This window comes from Sphingobacterium sp. SG20118 (assembly GCF_044740685.1).
Classification (GTDB): domain Bacteria; phylum Bacteroidota; class Bacteroidia; order Sphingobacteriales; family Sphingobacteriaceae; genus Sphingobacterium.
Window position 1 is genome coordinate 2,716,669 of record NZ_CP172826.1, and the last position, 18,932, is coordinate 2,735,600.

Genomic DNA, 18,932 nt, shown 5'->3' on the forward strand with positions numbered 1-18,932 from the left:
TATGAGCATATTCACTTACCATCTCGTAAAAACATCCTATTTTTCTGCATTGAAAGTAATCTTATTTCCACCAAAGACAATAAATAATACAGGTTTGATTCATATGGAATGTATGACAACAATGAGATTAGGGTCTGCAATATGGTCACGTTCTCGCATCTTTAATAAACAAGTTGCTGTATTTGCGCAATGGGAAAATGAAGCTTCAATTAACAAATTCTTAATCGAAAACAAATTTGGGCACGTATTGTCCAAGGGGTGGCACACGAGACTAACTTTTCTGAGACAATGGGGAAAAATAAATCAATTCAAAATTCCACATAATCCTATTGAACTAGAACCTTCCAATGCCCCTGTAGTTGCGATAACAATAGCTCGTATGAAATTATTTGAAATTCCTAGGTTCATTCATTGGGGAAGACCAGTAGAAAAATTGGTTAGGGATCATCCAGGTACAACGTTTTCTTTGGCTTCAATAAGACTCCCTAGAACAATTTCTACATTTTCAGTTTGGAAATCCGAAAAAGAAATGACAGATATGGTGCTAGGCCGTAGCAATGTACACGCACCAAAAAGACATATCCATGCGATGAAAGAAAGAGATCGAAAAGATTTTCATATGGAATTTACTACGTTGCGTTTCAAACCTTTATCAGAATATGGTGAGTGGAATGGACGTACACATTTAATACCAAATCTCTAACTTTTTTACGAAGATGAGCTTAGCATATCCAATGCAGATGATCCAAGATTGGATAACACAACAGTGGGTAATTTTGTCGGGACGTAAAATCGATGTGGAAAATTATGACTGGTTAATGGGACCAATAGGTAAACTGGAAGTAATTAATAAAACCTATATCGATCAACTTGCTGAAAAAGAAAATTTGATTATTGACAAGGAGTCCGAAGCACAGGGATTGATACCTTCCATGGATCAGCTGTCCCTTACACCTGCTCAATACGCGCTATTGTCGGATAAAGTGGTCGATTTTTATGAAAAAACTTCACTTTATAACTTAAATTTTTCGGTGCAGTGGTTTACCGTTTTTAAAGGTTTTGGTTTTTTGTTGAAAAAATTATTCAGCCATAGATTAAATCAACTCAATATTCCATTACATAATACCCGAGATTCAGAAGCTATCACAAGTGAAATCATTTCACTTTTGGATAAAGATACCAAACAGGTAAAATATGTATTTTGGCTCAGAACAATTGAAGCAACAGGACAAACAGTATATTCGGGTGTATATGGAATCTGTCGATTGCCATCTGGAATACACTGTGTAAAGGCTGTTTTTCCATTACCAAATGGAAATGCAACAGTTATTATGACTCCTAAAATTGGCGATAATGGTGAATTAATATTGGATTCGTCTGGCCAAAGATTTGGTGATGCAGGTTTTTACTTTTTGTTAAAAGATTATAAGAATGGATATTGGTCAAAGTATATTCGCTCATTTCGAGATGAATTAATTATTAGTGACCTAAAAAACGAATTGGTTGCAAAACAAACGCTAACGCTCTGGAATTTTAAAGTGTTGAGATTTCAATATAATATAAAACAAAAATAAAGCAATATAGCCTAAAAAAGGCATTCAAATATTGCTGTTGATAGTGCTATTTTAAAATTTCTTCTATAATTATTTTCTGAACTCGTTCCGATTCTTCTGTTAAGACTGAATGTCCTGCATTTTCAAATATGAAGATGTTCTTTTTCGGTGCTTGTAAAGCTTTAAAATAGTCTTTCGCAATCTTGAAATTTGTTTGAAAGTCTTTTTCCCCAATAAAGAAATACACTGGACAGTCTATCTTGGGTAGCTCCACAAAAAGATTTTGCTGAATAGCCTCATTCCAAGTTGATGACCACGTACCTGACCAAACTTTAAGGTATTGCTTCAGGGCTATAGTATCTTTATCCGCAATAGCCTGACCATCGTATTTAAACATCCATTTTCTAGAGTAGTATAGTTGCTCATAATTACTAAAAGGAATTTTAACGGTATTTAATTCTTGTTCAGCTTGAATTAGACCTTTCTCTTTTGCATCAAGTTTTAATTTTTCAAGCAAAATTTGCTCGCTTTTTGACTGATGAACCACTGGGCTAAATGCCATATAAGCATTTAAAAGTTCAGGATATTTCTCTGCCATTTTGAAACCAAGAACAGTCCCCCAGGATTCTCCGACTAGATACAATCTCTTTTGATTAAATTTTTTCAATAGTAGTTGTATCAATTCATGCGTATCATCCTCCATTAATTTCAAGGTAATGGGAAACTGACGATTTGTTTAACGCAAGTGTCCTGCCAGTTTCTCTCTGATCCCATTGAACTACTAGAAAATGTTTTTGGAGCATGTGAGAGAAGACTTCTGCCTGTTTCATCCTTGAACTTCCAGGGCCTCCATGCAAAAACAGTATAAGCGGTAAGTCTTTATTACCACTATATGAGATAACCTGTTTCATGTTACCCACAGATACAGTATCATAGCTGGGCTGAGATTGTGCAAACAAATTATTGCTAAGTAATACAATTATAACTAGGCTAAGGATTCTAATTTTCATCATTTATTATTTTACTTTCTATTACTTTTATGCTTATAGGTTTATTGTTGGTATTAATCTCAAATGCGTTGACATTTACATCCAGTTAGTATGCTAGAATAGGTAGAATCTGGGAATGCCTGAGGCCGCCTATATTTTATACTTTTGAGCTATCAAACAGAAAAGTATACTTAAATATACAATATATTCGCTATCAATTTTATATAAGGATAAATTCCCTAGATGATAAAGTACTGGAATTGATTTTACATCGGTTTAGCAAAAGGCTTCTACCTCCTCATCGGATGGTAGCGGTTTAACAAACCGCAACATATCCAATTACAGTTCCACCGTATTTCTTCTTCCAATTGAAGCATATAGCCTCGCTACCATCCATCTTACGGTAGGCCTCCTCTACACTTATGCCGATCTTGGACTGTTTGATTGTAAAAGCAAACTGTGCTTTAGTAAACTCACCGAAGGAAGCTCATGCAAAGCATAATTTTGATTTATTTATCGTTTTTCCTCCTATCTAAAATAGTTAATTCCAACCCGAATTCTCTACTTTTAAATACTCCAGTTTTTTGGACGGAGGTCATTAATTTATCGATCTCACTCAACTTAGCTAAAATTGAATATTAAATAATTTTTAACGTTCTTTCATCAGCCTTAAAAAAATAAAACCCTAGTTTTCACTAGGGTTAAGGAAATTATATTGGTTGATTTTTTATTTTCGACTGATAGTAATAAATTATAATCGACTTCTCAATCAAAATAGCTTATAATTTTGTGGCTATGAATATTTTCATTGGCCAGTTAAGATGAAATGTACCATCTTCCTGTGGCTGAATCCCTAGGTACTCTTTTGCTGCATTAAGACAATCTTCAGGAGTAGTGGAAGTCATTGCATGAAACTTATAGATAAAATCGCCAATTTGTTGTTCTTTTGCAAATTTCCATTGTAATGGGAGATCATAAATTTCTGGATTTGAAAATCCATTAATTTGGCAAAGCGTTTCTGTAAATCCATCACTCCAGAATGCAACTTCATGTCCCGTAACACAATGTTTAGCCACATGTCGGTCAAAATAGTTGGCAAGTTTTGTTGAAGACCATATATCTCCAATTACCAACCTTCCATTCTTTTTCAAAATACGGCCGAAATTATCCAAAGCCTTAGTTTTATCAAAACAATGATGTAAAGCTCCGAAACTCCAAACTGCATCCACTATTTCTGCATCTAGAGAAATTTCATCTGCTCCTCCTTGCACAAATTCTATATTGTGTTTATTAAGCTCTTTAATTCCTTCCAATTGGTCACTCGAAGGATCAGAAACAATCAGTTTACCATGGGGTAACATATCTGCTAATATTCCTGAAAAGAATCCACTTCCGGCTCCAGCTTCCAGAATAAATTCGTCTGATTTAGGGGCAAGATATTTTTTCATCGCAGTTACATCACTTTCCCTTGCGTTAGGGTAGTCATGAAGTGCTTGCTTATACATCTGCGATCTCAATCCATTAAATAAAACTTGATTTTCTTCCATATTAATAGTGATTTAGTTTAAAAGTTTTTCTTATTACTTAGGTTAATTTTTCGCATAGAATATAAGACTTGTTAAAAAAATATATGTTTTGAATCACTAGCGTCCCATACAACCAACCATAGTTGCTATATGCATCACTTATACAGTCCATAACATCCTGTCCGGCATTTCTTGCTTTAAAAATGATTTATAACATTACTATTGGTAACAAGTTGTTTTTTCGGTAAAACTACCTCTGTAGATGTCTTTTCGAAACCTTCTCTTGTACTTTTATTACAAGATAGACTTATCACGCTGATGGTTAAAAATAGTGCGAATACAGGTTTTTGCTCATATTTATAATGTTTAATATTATAAGTTTATACCTAAAAATAATAAAAAAATATTAATTAAAAAAAAATTTATCGATAGTAGGGATTTTTATACTTTTGAAAGCTTTAAGATAGGATGGTCATTGTAAAGCCTTCTCAATTTGGTAAACTCCCCTGTTTCTACTTGATTTCATTATTTGTGGTAAAATGGAGATGGTAGATAACCATACAGATGCTATATCTACAAGAAAAGAACTAACAAATCTTAAACTATAAATTTTAAAATTACGGCTAAGGGAATCTCAATCGAATTGCAGAATTGCATAAAATAAAAATCATTTAGAAGCTAGGGCACGAACGGAAAGTGTCTTCAAGAATGAATATCAGTCAAAAACATACATTACTTCTTATCAACACCATTTTGCAACTGTTTGACTACCTACCACAAAGTAGTATGGTCATAGCCGCTACAAACCAAAAGGAGATGCTAGACGAAGCGCTAATGCGCTGATTTGACTTGTCTATCTCATTGGAGCCACCGGAAAAGAAACAGATAGTCGAGCCATTTATGGCTTTTATAGAAGTTGCACAGCATAACAGAGGCAAGGTAAAAGAATATGAAAAAGTGGCGGGCTGCCTGATTGCATTTGCTTGAAGGCTCAATTTTACCAGAGGCGAAGGGCATTATAATGGCTATCTTACTTTTGATATTGGAGAAACAAATATAGAAGATGAAACTAAGTTTATGGCTGTATATTGCACCAAGTACAATGCCTTAAGACTTGGAACGAGTAACACGGATATAATTACAGCTACCCAATTGCTTGCTGCCATTCTAGTTAAGTTGTAACTTACCTCCTAATTTGGTATCTTGATGTGCGAACTTGATCGATCAAGTTTTAACCTAATTTATAATGACCAAAAATATACAACCACCAACTTATTCTTCTGAAAACCCTTATCCCTGGTATAAATGGATACAGGAAACATACCCTATATTTAAAAAAACAGATGGTACATGGATGATTACACGACACGACGATGTAATGATGTTATTAAACGATGTGCGTTGTTCTCATTGGGGACATGATAGCGATTTTTTTTTCAATATGCACCCTGTTGAAAAGTCTATTGCCCAGACTCTGCATGCATTAGCTCCGGGTAATACGCCTGCTTTTCGTAAACAGATTATGCATCAGCTTGCTGCCAAAACATTGCGCGTTGATGAAGGAGAGATTCGAAAACAGGCCGATATGATTCTTGAAAGACTAAGTTCTTCTTCATCTATTGAATTTATGAATGATTATGCTCACCCATTTACCTTCGGAACTATCAGTCGATTAATTGGTATACAAGAAGACGAAATTGAAGAGCTATCAAAAATCATATCTGATATGAAGGGAGGATATCTGAGCTTCATTGATGAAACGCTAAGAGATCATACAGAAAACGATCAGGGCAGATTATTCATTGCTGCCATAAAACGACTTATCATACTGAAGCAAAAAAAACCTGGAGATGATTTATGTAGTGCACTACTTGCTGTTTGTTCGGGTGACGAATTACATGAACCCTTTATTATTTCATTGATCATTTTACTTTTTTATGCAGGACATCAAAATATGATGAATTTTATGGGAAATGCGCTAGTGTCATTAAATAACAAAATGAAAGAGCAATCCATGTTGCGGGAAAGTCTATCCTTTGCGATCGACAGTGTAGACGAACTGATCCGGTATGACTCGCCGCTTCAATCTGTTTTATTAATTACCAAAGAAGCAATAACTATTCGAGACCATCTCATTCCAGCAAAAAGTATACTCGAGTTGAGCATTGGTGCAGCCAATAGAGATCCTTTAAAATTTTATCATGCAGACCAACTGATATTAGAACGAAGACCATCACACCTGGGTTTTGGTGTCGGAGCATTTAGGTGTATTGGAGCAAGATTAGCCCAATTAGAAGGTGGCATTGGTTTGCATCGTTTTTTTGCACACATACATTCTTTTTCTCTTATTCCTGAAAACATAAGCTGGAGTCATTTCGGAGTGCAACGTGGCCCTTCTTCTATTTTACTAGACATAAATTGGAATCATGAATAAAGAATCAACTCCCATTAACGAGTTTATTGAAAAATATGATCATAATATTCTTTCAGAAGCGATGCAAACAATGTATGATAAATCGGGATTTTATAATGTGGGTGAATGGTCTGCTAATCCTGAAAGATTAAAAGATGCATGTGAGTCATTGGTAATAAAACATCTCGATCAGGTACAGCGTTGTTTAAATCCACAGAAAATACTGGATATAGGTTGTGGTCTCGGATCTGGGACCGGGATTATCGCAAAATTATATAAAGACGCACAGGTAGTTGGTATTAATATATCCGAAAAACAAGTGTCTTTTGCAAAAAAAACAAATCCGGATATAGATTTTCAAGTGATGGATGCTACAAAAATGCTTTTTCCTGCAGCATCTTTCGATCTCATTATATCCGTCGAAGCTGCTTTTCATTTTAATACTAGAAAAGATTTTCTGGAACAGGCATATCGCATGCTTCGTCCTGGTGGTCAACTTATCTTTTCAGATATGTTGTTTCATAATACAGAATGGGTAGGTAGTTGGTCTGTACCAGCAGAAAACCTAGTGACAGATATCAATATTTATAAAGCAGCATGTGTCGAAATCGGTTTTGAAATACTGCAATGTAGCGATATCAAGGCTTCGACTTTAATAGGTTTTTGCAGTTACCTTCGTCAAATCGAGAAAATGGACGAACTCGCTGAAGGATTTGAAAATTCAGTAATAGCCTACCTGTTGACAAGTTTGAAAAAAAACCACCGTTAATGTCGCTATTATACAATAGCGACATTAAAACTTAAAGCAATACGTTCATGTGCGGATAGATTTTGTCCAACGGAATGCGGCACCATACTATTGAATAGAATCAGGCGACGGTCTTTAGAAGTATAGCTTACTGAATTGAAATTTTCAGGTTTGGTACGAGCAGATGCCCATAAGTTGTCAGATAGTGTTTCAAAAATGATATCGCCGCACTCAGGAGCAGTTTTTATATAATAAACACCACTTAAGTATGCCCCGTCATGCGTGTGCATACGCTCATAATTTCCTGGTGATGAAATGCTGATCCATGAATCTGTAATCCGATATTGAACGTTGGGCCGTGTTTCAAGGATATTCAAATAGACGTTAATTTCGTCAATGATTGTCTTATGCAAGGCATTAAAAGAACTTTGTGTCAGGATATTGGAAATGGTCCCATAGGTCGTATATAAATTAGATCGAGTAGATAATGTAAATTCCTGCCTTACCAAATGAACGGCTTCTACCAGCCGTTCATTTGCTTCTTCAGTTATTAGTTCATCTTTATAATAAAATGTTTTTGGAAAAAAAAATTCTACAGGCATATGTTGTTTTTTAGAATGATAAAAATGTTTATACAATTTATATACGTTATGGTTAGTACCTAATTCTGTTTGAAATTTGCATTCCACCAATAGATCCGCTGAGTGCCGAACGGAATAGGACTTGTGAAAGACCGGCATCCCAATCATTTCCAAGTGCCAGGTTCTGACTCGTATTAGAAGAAACTCCAATAACTTCACTCTTCAGGATACCAGTTCCAATCCCTTTTGCTAATGTGCCCCAGCCAGAGGCGACAGGTCCATTCGTAGCAAGCCCTGCTAATACCCCTCCTTTTTCTCCTATCCAGGCTCCCCCCTTCAGAACCGTTGCTGCACCAGCCTCCCCAATTCCTTCCATCATACTTCCTACGAAACGTGCTGAAGCAGCGAACTCATTGAGAGCAACTTGTGCAGATTTGGCCGCGATACCTATACCCGCACCAAAGCCGCCGGTAAAGGCACCTGTAAGCGCTCCAATACCCATTTGTATGCCATAATCTTTCCAACTAAAATCATCAAAGTTAAAAGCTGAATAGGTTATAGCACTGATACCTGCTCCATAGAAAACACCTGAAAGTGCCGCCAAACCAATTGCTGCAGGTGTACCCAACCCTAGCGAAAGCACTTCGACAACTGCAGCTACGACGTCAATAACGACACCAATCAATATCTCTATGGCGCCGAGCAATATGCCTCCTATAGCACTAAATACACTGCCAATAGAATACATACCTGTAGGGTCAATAAACAACACAGGATTGTTAGAAGCATATATATACGGACTAAAGTATTGTCGACCAGGATCAGTTCCTATAAACCTTCCGATAGCAGCACAATAGAAACGGGCTCTATAATTATACAAGCCTATTTCCACATCATATTCCTGACCGGTATAGAGATAGTTTAAAAACCCAGGTATAGGTTCTTGTATATGTGTAAGCGCTCCAAATGTCTGATATTGATAGGATGCAACTATTGTCCCCATAAAATCGATCACTGCCCTAACAGAACCCAGGTGATCTTTTAGGATATGATAAGATTCTACTGCTGCACCGTTGAATTTTCGCATGGCAATAAGACCTCCTGGACCATAAACATAATTCACCGAAGTTCTGGTTTTTCCATCTTCAGCAATAAAAGTTTCTTGTAATGGCATCGTGCTGGTACCTCTTACATATAATTTTGAACCGGCTGTAGTCGCTCCACCAGTTACGGTCTTGACCAATCGTTCACGACGACAACCATATAACAGGTTTAAATTAGCTCCTCCGGGTAGACCATCTTTGATTGTTACAGCAAGCATAGATACGGGGTCGTAAGTAAGGGTCAATGCAAGTGCCTTAGTAAGATCAGAATCACTTGTATTAAGCGATATTGCATTTCCATTATCATCATAAGTGAATTGGGCCAGAGCTTGTGCACGACCATTTTCCATTACATTGTTGAGTTGCTGACTGCTGGCATCATAATTATAACTATACTGCTGACTACCCGCGAAATTCAAAATATTGCCATTTGCATCATAATTGATCTGCGGCTCTAGGTCAACTTGGGACTGTGTCGTTACGTTTTGTACATGTTGTATTTGCCCTATTGAATCATAAGCATATTGGTATTGTTCAGCATCCTGATCACTCACCTGAACAGTAGCAGAGGCAATCGTACCGTCAAAATACCCGCTACCATTATAACCTCCTGCGGTATAAGTGAGCGATTCCTTGAACAGTGTTTTTTCTTGTGAACTTTCATTGTTAATGCTCTCCAACCAGTTAGGTGAATTGAAGCCATAGGTTTGTTTAATAGTTGCATCCTGTGCAAGTACCAATTGGTTTTCTAATGGCTTTCCAGCTGCATCGTAGCTATAAGTACCAATTGTATCAACGGAAGAACCGAGAACACTTGATACCATATCGTCTGTGATACAAACGATCTGATTCAATGAGTTTAATTGATAATTAACAGTATAAGCATACTCCTCGTATGGGTATTCTATTTGAAGAATAGTCCCGATATCATTGTATTTGTAATGAACAATCTTATCGGTTCCGGAATCAAAAGAATGTACGGTTAATGTGTTAGAAATCGTATTACCCAAGATGTCATAAAGTAGACTTTCCATGACATCTGCAATTCCATCATTACTATTATTGGCTTGCATGCACGCGATTCGCCCTATCGTATGAGCACTGCCCAAATCATACAAATTACGTTGTCGCCATGTAGGTGAATTTTGTGGCCATGATGGTTCTGTATTCGCGTACTGCTGTAGCTTTTGCTCATCCCATGAACCAACAATAAATCCAGTTTCAATGGGACGAGAAAGAATGTCGTATTTTGTATAAACAAAGTTTCCGTCTTTGACTCCTTGTGGATCTTGTTTGAAGCGAACCTTCCCAGAAGAGTCATAAATAAATCTGGTAGCCGAATTTGCCCCCTCTTGTAAAGAGAGCAATTGGTTACGATAATCAAAAATCTGCTTTGTTACCCAGTCGCTTTGTTGTGAATTTGCTGGAGGATTGAAATAATTTGGTGCACGAAGGATGCTTGCATTTCCTGCATCATCAAAACTTGTCTCATTTTTTATTTCAATACCGGTTACAGAAACATTTTGGATCACCTGTTCCAATAATGTACTTACTTCATAAAAAACTTTGTCATTGGGATTGACGGTTATTTTTTTCGAGTAAATAGGTAATCCAGATTGCTGTAATACTGCGGTATAAGTTGTTCGTGTGGATTTACCACCATTTACCCTAAACGCCTCGCCTGGTACACTTTCCTCAATGACACGGGAAAGAGGAGATGTTTCAAATACTTGTCTTAAAAATGGATATCCATTGTCTATGGGATAGAAACTGTTTATCAGACCAGTCATAGTACCTATATTCCAGTCCATTTTTGCAAATTCACTACAATAAGCAAACAGAGGATTTTGCTGCGGAGTAACGTACGCTGGTTTTGTCTTCACTGCCAATCGACCCATATGATCCGATATCAACTGCTCAATAACCATCTGCTGTGCTGCATATTGCTGCGTCTGAATATTCACACCATTGGAATCGTCAAAAGAAATACCTGCCATTGGATCTGCGGCGGTAGCAATTTGGGAAATAGCAACCTGATTACCAAAGAAAAAGGTAGGGCATCCTGAAAGATCGGCTAACTCAGCATAACTGAAAATCATTTTTCCATTTGCCCAAAAAACGATTGTTGACGCATTGACCAATATAGACCATTGGTTATTCATCGTGTAAACGGCGATATCATCACCATCTACCCGCAAAGCATATCGGTATTTACTACTCGTGATCGTCCAGCCATTTTCCATATTTGCTCCTGCACTGATAACAGCTTCGGGTGAAAGTAAAAATCCTGCTTTGTTAAATGCCTTGCATAGTGCTATGGATAATGTACCTGCCTGAAGCTGTGCTTCGAAGGTACTTTTGGGAATAATGAATGCACGAGCATCTACTGCGGGGAGCAAATTCACTCCTGAAGCATCATGCAATTGCCATGTTGCTAATTGAGGAGACCATTGAATGGTAAGTGCAGACCCTATTTTCACCCCCAATGGAATACTTGGTAGCTCCAATAGATTGAATACGATAGTACATCCATAATCTATATTAATAGCACTATCTATGCAAGTTATTGTCCCTGCGACCCCAGCTGATTGTTGCTTTAGAACAGCATCACTTACTTCCCAGATTTCATCAGATCCTTGCCATGCGGTAGTCCATTCTAAACCGTGTGTAAACTCGGTTAGCTGCCCACCTGTAGTTGCTGCAATAGAAACAGAATTGTTGGGATCAAGGTTTGAAAAAACACCTTGATTTCCGCTTCTAGACATATAACTACTCTTAAGTACAGCGGTTCTATCTGCGGCATTGGTCGATATGATTTCCTGCTGAAATCGATTCAAAACGCTACGGGTAGTTTCACCATTGGGCCCCAGAAACTACAGTAGGTTTTGCTAAAATATTTTTGTAACTATATGCTTCAATTATGCAGGCTAAAGGTGTAAATCGCAGATTATCTATGAGTACATTGCTTATTTCATTTGCATTTTCACAAGATATCAAAACATTGGCTTTGCCTTCAGGATTGGGAAATGTAATAAGCTGAGATACATACAGCCATTGTCCTTCTGTATCGGGAAAATCACATTCAAGTGTTGCTCCGCCTGTAATTTCTATTTTCCAACTTGCATTACCTAATGTATTATTGAATGCTACAGGTTTTTTAACCCAAGCTGAAAACACATATTGTTGATTTTGACGTAATGGTGTAAACGACCCTTGTATGCCCATAGATCCTGTACTAGCAGCTGTAATACTTAAGCTATTGGTACCGGTATGCGCATCTATAACTTCATTTTCGCTATTTGGAATAATTGAGGCCCCCGAGCCCATAGTCCAGTTCTGGCTTGTTTCATAATCTTCAAAGCCATAATAACTAACCTCGCTTCCAGATAAGCTACCATTTGGAAATTTAGCAACTAGTGTTTGTTGGTTTTTATCATAAATAAAAGAAGAAATTAAGCCTTGGCCATCTATTTGTTCATTAATCAGATAACCCGTACTTGATCTGGATATTACTTTTGCTTTTAATTGCCATTCTGTCCCTGTTTCGTCAAGTGGGAATTGTGGTGCTGCTGTTCCCGGTATTGTCCAATCAAATGTTTGATATGGCGCTAACCTATAAAGACCTGTTTCAGCGCAATCAATACTAATATCACTATTGGCCCAGTTTCGGAAAGTAGTCGCCTGACTTTTGATATAGTTTCTTGACGTATTGTCGGCCGGTGCTACACTTTGAGTCGTCATGGCCACCGCTGTGAATACGTGCAATTTATTGAAAACAGTAGCGTAGGCGGGAATCTGATAAGCATAAACCGTTTCTGCACGAAGGTTCTTCTCTATTCCGTCAGAATCAAAATAGGATTTCTCTTGCCATAACAACAAGCCCGTTACCTTATCATAAGTTGCTCTTGACCATTGTAGAATACCATCTTTCATATTAGCCGTCTTCTCACAACGAGCATAACCACCCAAAAGAAATTTACCTGTACTGTCTTTAGAATAAACGGTCCAATAATTCAATTGATAAGCGACTAAGGATCCTTTTTTATCAAAATCTTTTTGTCCTAGTTGAATTCCGTTTAGGATATTCTGGTAATTCTGAAGTCCACCACTTGGATAAAGCGATGTTTGTTGTGCTAGCCCATTAGAATAATAAAACTGACTACTTCCTTCAGGGGTAGATGAAGGTAAGGCTGTTTTTTCCTTAATACCTGGCACTATTGTTACTAAAGGATATTGAGCTGTGCCTATCAAACCATTGAATACGATTTGTGCTTCGGCTGAATTGGCATAATAATAAGATTGACAGAAGCTTTGAGATGAATCAAACTTGTCTTCGATAACGAGATTAGCCACAGGAGTATCTGAAACATTCAGGTCAAAATTAATTTCATCTAAATTCCATAAATCCATGGTAGTACTTTCGTCAAAAGAATTTGCGGAAGAAGGATAGGTAACCAAAAAACGTTCGGAAGCCAATATGGTACCTAATGTATCCTCTGGTACATATGTTTTGACATTATTTAATTTTTGTGGTTGTTGTGCAGTGCCATTTTTTAATGCTATTAAATAACTTGATGCAGTTTGGTCACCACTATCTTGATAATTAATATATCTTGCACCTATGTTTTGAATACTTTGTGGGTAATTTAAATAAGTAAGTTGTGTTGGTATCGTTCTCCAGTTACCGTCTGAGCCACGGAAATATATTGTTTTTCCAACAGTCATATAATCCCCCGAAATAGTAGGGTTGTTTCCTGATGGCACATTCGGTAATATGGACCATTTACCCGAATTTGGATTAAAGGTGGACCATTGATTCACCATTCCCCCACTAGCTGGAGAAAGTATGTTTACATCATCGCCAGTGGCTACATTTAGTTTGGTTAATGAACTCGAAACTGTAAAACTCTTCATATCCCACACAGACCCATACCGTTGATTTCCACCAATATTGCGCAAAAACAATAGATTGTTTGCCACTGTAGAGCCAACAATAGATGTTTTGAATATTTGATAAAGTGACATGTTATCTACGATAGGGGAACTCGAGTCCGCTGATCCAGGAGAAGCTGAATTCAAAACAAAAAAATTCTCATCCCAATTGTACAGTCGCAAGCTATAATTAAGCGAAGTACTTGTAGCAGATGTTGCAAAAGTCAATACAAGGGAACTAGGACTTGGAGATATGACCAAGTAAGCTGTATTACTCGAGTCATCAATGACGATATCCGTGTTATTTAAAAACCAGGTATTTCCTAACTTCCAAGTGCCATCTGCAGTCCGGTAAAAGAGATAGTTTTTTACCTGCTTTGAATCCTTAATATAACAGCTAACTGCATAGAAATTCTGTGCTGCAGTAATCGCTGCAAATGTACAATCTGAAGAATCGGGAAGTAATAGTGATTCATTTCCACTCCACCTTCCATTTTGCCAGTTATAAGAAAAGCCTTGGACTCTTGAGGTTGTATAGTCCGTGTTGTAAGCTATTACAAAACTATTACCTGCCACAAAGGTAGAGCGGGCTTTGGAGCCAGGTTTTACAGCAAGTACAAAAGGTTGATCATTGTACATGATCCAGTTCCCAAATTTGAGATCCAACCCTGCATCGTCATTTCGGAATAAATACACTTCATCATTACCTGTAGCGATATTACGCATAGAAAGAGAAAAGAAATTTTCTTGTGTTTGCACCGCTATACTATCGTTTGCTGCTGCTTTGTTAATGATGAAATTTTGATTTACCCACTGCCCATTCCATGACTGAACTCTTATTTGTATCTGACTGTTGCTTTGATAGGTAAAAACTACATAGCTAGACCCGAACCAGACACGTGGAATACTTCCTTTAATAGGATTTGTGATTTGTACTTTTTTTGATGAATTGGTAGAGGTAATGGTCTGCACTTTATATTCAAATGACGCCTTACCTCCTTCAGGATAAACAACAGCACTTAATGCTCCGGGATTTATACTCGATATATGGGTAGGAAAGTATTCGAAATTAATTGCAGGAAGTGTTACTCCACTATCTACATACTGAAATACAGATTGCAAGCACCTTTTGTATAGCAACGAATAATTAGGATCTGATGAAGCTGCATTATTCATAAAGTCATAGGTAAACTTCAAGCCTAAAAGGTGACTACCATCTGCGTTTTCAACATCTATTGTATCTAAAAACAAAGTTTCAAAGCGATCTTGGTATGCACTAGGGTTAGGCGGAGCAATTTGGGTATGCCTAGGTTGATATTCAATAATTGAAAGGCCTTCACTTGAATTTCCTGGGTTAAGCAATCCAAATTTATTTCCATAGCTAAATCTAATTATCCGTCCGTAACTATCCGTTACTTTCTCTAAATAAGAAGCCTGTGTATAAGCAAGTCCAGAGGAAATTAATTTTTGTTGTATTTTGATATATTGATATTGAACAGCATGACCCAATGGCGTGACAATAGATGCAAGATTCCAAACCAGGGGATAAAGGACTTGTGATTCACCTACATTACTGGCTCCCATCCAATTCCCCCACCTTACCCCCCACTGTGTAGCGTTCGACTGTGCATCTTGGCCCTCACCGTAAGTGTATCTAAATCCATTTTCTTTTATTATGACCCATACCTGCTGAAAAGGATTATACTGTACCGACCAAAACTCGAAATTCCGCAGTTGGAATATCCAATTGCCATCAACAGTTTCACCTATTTTTACCATAGGATTAGCACTGCCACCTGATACCAAATAATAGGTATCATTTATTACTGACCCGCTTCCACCCTTATCTACCGTAATCATCTCAATAGGCATTTGCCAGCCTATACCCAGGACGCCTGTAGGGGATTCTGTATTCCAAGTATTCAAATTGTTTTTCACATTGCTTGAATAGAGAACAGAAAGCTTAACATCAAGTCCTTCTGGACCCGGTAAGGTTAAAAGATCTAACGGCATGGATACACAGCCACGAAACTTGTTTACACTACTTTTAATTTTTCCTATTGCCGTTTTATCAAACTCAAAAGAGTGTAAAGCAGGCGTTTCAGATTGAGCAGCACTGGTGTTTGTCGATTTATTAGCCATAACTAGTTGAATTTGGTTTACTATTTCTTTATCAGATACGTGAATTACATTTCCTTTGGCTGAAAATGATCGTACAGTATTGTCCTGTTTAAATACTAAACTGTGTTTCTATTTTTTCAATTGATAAAGATTCGATATGATTTGATACGGTTTTATATAATCTTCCTTCTTGAGGGAATGTCGTCATGGTGTGCCTCAAGTAAAAATCATCTGGAACCTGATATACAGTTGTCTCTTTAGCGTTTTCATCCATACTTGAGTAACAACATAACACCGGCAAGTGTTCAGGTATCGCTACACCTGCGGCAACTGGTCTTATTGTGCTGCTTAAGTTAGGAGGAGAACCATGTATTGTTCTGGTATTCATCAATAATACTTCCCCTTTTTTCATAGGAATATATTTCATATACTCAGATTCAAGAATCCCCTCGATCTCAGTATAAGGTAACATGCAAGGTGAACGATATAGATTATTTAAACGATGGCTCCCTGGCAATAGCCCAAGACAACCATTACTCATATCGACATCAATCAAGGGGCACCAGATACTAAGTCCAACATGATGCTCTTCTTCAACAAATGTCGGATCTTGATGCAAAGGAAATTTGCTTTGCTCAGAAACCTCCACATTTAGCGACGAAGCTACCCAGAATGATCTTATAATTATTGAGTAGAGGTCGTACTCGTTGTTCGAAAATTGGTGTAATACTTTTGTTTACAAAGCGACGCATTTCTAAGTCCGGAAGCACCACGGAGGCTGCTATATCAAAACTATGCTGTTTTTCCACAATTCCAAAGGCCGTTTTTAGTTTGGTAACATCTTCTTCTTTCAGAAGGTCCAAAACTATATATCCATCTCTATGAAAAGCTGCCTCATTATTCGAGTCGATAAATAACTTTCGTAACATGATTGATTTGATTTTAATAAAATTAGGTAGTTACATCCAGTTATACATAATTTCGCTATTTAACGGTGTTTTCGAAGCAATTGTTTTTGAAAGCACCCTCATAACTGTTGCATTGGTGATGATTGATTTTCTATCTTCGTAATAAGTACCCGAAGGATTATTCCATGGTTCATAACAGAAATTATCCGTCACGCGCAGATTTGCTGAACCATACCATTGTCCATTGTCCGCCTGCCAGTTAAGTAATGCTCTTATATGTGCACCTATTTTTTGATTTGGATATTGCCTAAGACATTCAATACCAATATAGCAAGCTAAGTCAAAAGCATTGTCTATTTGTATCTGGGATGGATCATAGCTATAAGCTTCATGCGGTTCCTCCATACCTAGTTTATCTAATACTTCCAACGTAATAAAAGTACTGTAGTAAGGGTTTCGCCACCAATAAGATCGCCAAAAACCAGTATGCATACGGTTTGCACCTAATGCACTTTGAAAGGGAGCAAGAAAAGTTTTTTTATCTTCGGGTAACATACCATGATATCCCCATGGAGTAACGTCCCAATGACCAGAAGCCCAAGCCTCTGGCTCTGTATATGTTGCTATGCATTCACCTTCTTTCCAATGACGTCGGAAAAATAAACGATCCTCTTCATTCACAGGAAGGTCAAGCTCGTCAAACAAGGCGACAGCCATTCCTGTCGAGTCTGCGTCAGGCCCTGTAGCAGCATTAAAGCCCCATCCTGATTGATAACTACGGTTATCAGAAAGCCATTCTGCTGCTTTTTTTGCGGCGTTCAACGCATCGATGTTACCGCTTCTTTTTCCATATTGTGCCAATGCTTGTGCTGCATATGCCGTAACCCATTGATCTGATTGACCTACAGGTAGAAAATAGTCGTCCCAACTGCCATTCTTATTTTGAACAGCTATCAGATAACGCATTGAATCCTTCAGAGCCCCCGATATTTCGTCCGATTCAGGTATACCGATTTGACTACCATGTTTTATATAAATATTAAGTCTTGGCGTATGATCAATAGTAAGCCCTAAACCGATAAAAGCAATTTGATATTCCTTGCTATTCAATATCAGTTCCATATCTGGTGATGAAATTGAATAGCGCTTGGATAAAGTTGCTATAACTGAAGACCATTCAGCAGGACTATATCTTAGGCAGTGGCCACATAAGTCAGTTTTTACATCAACAAGTACACCGGTAAGTAAGTTAAATCCGATACTCATGACCATTCCCTCAGAATCTACATCATATTGTGCTGTTGCGATAGTCATAAAATCTTTCATCGCTTCGGATGAAAAAAGATCGATCTCTTTTAGGTCGGCAAAATTATACGATTCTCGCATCCGGAAGTAAATTTTAGCTCTTGAATTTTCAAGTGTACTTCCTTCTAGTCCTGCACTGGCTACAATGCAGTATTTTTTCAATTTGTTTATGATAACTATTGCTTCGTTCGTATTAGGTAGAATATGCATAAGCCAGTTTTCTACTCTGAACCATCCCTTTTCATGTTTTAGCGGAGCCATTTCTAGGTAAAAGGCAATACCAGGTTTTTGTGGACTCACGCCAATCCAAACAAACCCCTGTTTATAAATCTTGCGTTCATCCATATTGTCTGGAAGAAGCATATCAATTGTTTTTGTAGCAATTTCTTTCAGTTCGATAGACTGACTCTCATCAATGAAATATAACAATGTATCAATGGATGAAGAATAACGCTGTTCGGGATCACTATGATAAGCACCAGGATCGGCAATGATACGCATTGATATTCCTTTATTCGAAGATGTTAGACAAAGCTGTAAGGGCACACCATCGTTGTTAAGGCAAGAAGCAGCTGTATTAAAATCTTCAGAATCGGAGTGTATATCAAGAAGCCGATAGCACTTATCCATTAAATAAGGAGTGTTGGCTGGTTTGAGCTGATCAGCAAGCGAAATAAGACGCTGAACTTTTTGACCTAGACGGAAGCTACGAATCATATAAATTTTTAAGATTAATAATATAAAAGTTAGTAA

Annotated in this window: 12 protein-coding genes; 4 read left to right on the plus strand and 8 right to left on the minus strand. The window is 37.5% G+C overall.

Annotation, left to right across the window (positions count from 1 at the left end; all coding sequences use genetic code 11):
- Position 1: 1 nt before the first annotated feature.
- Entirely contained in the window at positions 2–703 is a 702-nt protein-coding gene (locus ACFX5U_RS12670) for a hypothetical protein (RefSeq protein WP_400260928.1), read from the plus strand.
- Between the two features lie 13 nt (positions 704–716).
- Positions 717–1,574, plus strand: a complete 858-nt coding sequence (locus tag ACFX5U_RS12675) for a hypothetical protein (protein ID WP_400260929.1) — start codon at positions 717–719, stop codon at positions 1,572–1,574.
- A 46-nt stretch (positions 1,575–1,620) separates the two neighbouring features.
- On the opposite strand, the gene ACFX5U_RS12680 is transcribed toward ACFX5U_RS12675, so the two are convergent.
- Positions 1,621–2,256, minus strand: a complete 636-nt coding sequence (locus ACFX5U_RS12680) for an alpha/beta fold hydrolase (protein ID WP_400260930.1) — start codon at positions 2,254–2,256, stop codon at positions 1,621–1,623.
- Positions 2,257–3,321: 1,065 nt separating this feature from the next.
- The gene (locus ACFX5U_RS12685) at positions 3,322–4,089 is read right to left on the minus strand and encodes a class I SAM-dependent methyltransferase (protein ID WP_400260931.1); all 768 of its coding nucleotides are present in this window, start codon (positions 4,087–4,089) and stop codon (positions 3,322–3,324) included.
- A gap of 1,225 nt (positions 4,090–5,314) precedes the next feature.
- Between ACFX5U_RS12685 and ACFX5U_RS12690 the strand changes: the two genes are divergently transcribed.
- Positions 5,315–6,502: a cytochrome P450 gene (locus ACFX5U_RS12690; RefSeq protein WP_400260932.1), complete on the plus strand. Its 1,188-nt coding sequence runs from the start codon at positions 5,315–5,317 to the stop codon at positions 6,500–6,502.
- Positions 6,495–7,250, plus strand: coding sequence for a class I SAM-dependent methyltransferase (locus ACFX5U_RS12695; protein ID WP_400260933.1), 756 nt, complete (start codon positions 6,495–6,497; stop codon positions 7,248–7,250). Before ACFX5U_RS12690 ends, ACFX5U_RS12695 begins: the two co-directional genes overlap by 8 nt.
- Before the next feature lie 8 nt (positions 7,251–7,258).
- Here the strand turns inward: ACFX5U_RS12695 and ACFX5U_RS12700 are convergent, their stop codons facing one another.
- From ACFX5U_RS12700 to ACFX5U_RS12725, 6 genes are all read right to left on the minus strand, one after another.
- Entirely contained in the window at positions 7,259–7,831 is a 573-nt protein-coding gene (locus tag ACFX5U_RS12700; protein WP_400260934.1) for a TIGR02466 family protein, read from the minus strand.
- Between the two features lie 52 nt (positions 7,832–7,883).
- Entirely contained in the window at positions 7,884–11,750 is a 3,867-nt protein-coding gene (locus ACFX5U_RS12705; protein WP_400260935.1) for an RHS repeat domain-containing protein, read from the minus strand.
- A 16-nt stretch (positions 11,751–11,766) separates the two neighbouring features.
- The gene (locus ACFX5U_RS12710) at positions 11,767–15,987 is read right to left on the minus strand and encodes a hypothetical protein (RefSeq protein WP_400260936.1); all 4,221 of its coding nucleotides are present in this window, start codon (positions 15,985–15,987) and stop codon (positions 11,767–11,769) included.
- A gap of 88 nt (positions 15,988–16,075) precedes the next feature.
- On the minus strand, positions 16,076–16,615 hold the full coding sequence (locus ACFX5U_RS12715; protein ID WP_400260937.1) for a phytanoyl-CoA dioxygenase family protein: 540 nt from the start codon (positions 16,613–16,615) through the stop codon (positions 16,076–16,078).
- Positions 16,602–16,895 (minus strand): hypothetical protein, encoded by a 294-nt coding sequence (locus ACFX5U_RS12720; RefSeq protein ID WP_400260938.1) that lies wholly within the window; start codon positions 16,893–16,895, stop codon positions 16,602–16,604. Before ACFX5U_RS12720 ends, ACFX5U_RS12715 begins: the two co-directional genes overlap by 14 nt.
- Positions 16,896–16,925: 30 nt before the next feature.
- Positions 16,926–18,896, minus strand: a complete 1,971-nt coding sequence (locus tag ACFX5U_RS12725) for a hypothetical protein (RefSeq protein WP_400260939.1) — start codon at positions 18,894–18,896, stop codon at positions 16,926–16,928.
- Between the last annotated feature and the right edge of the window lie 36 nt (positions 18,897–18,932).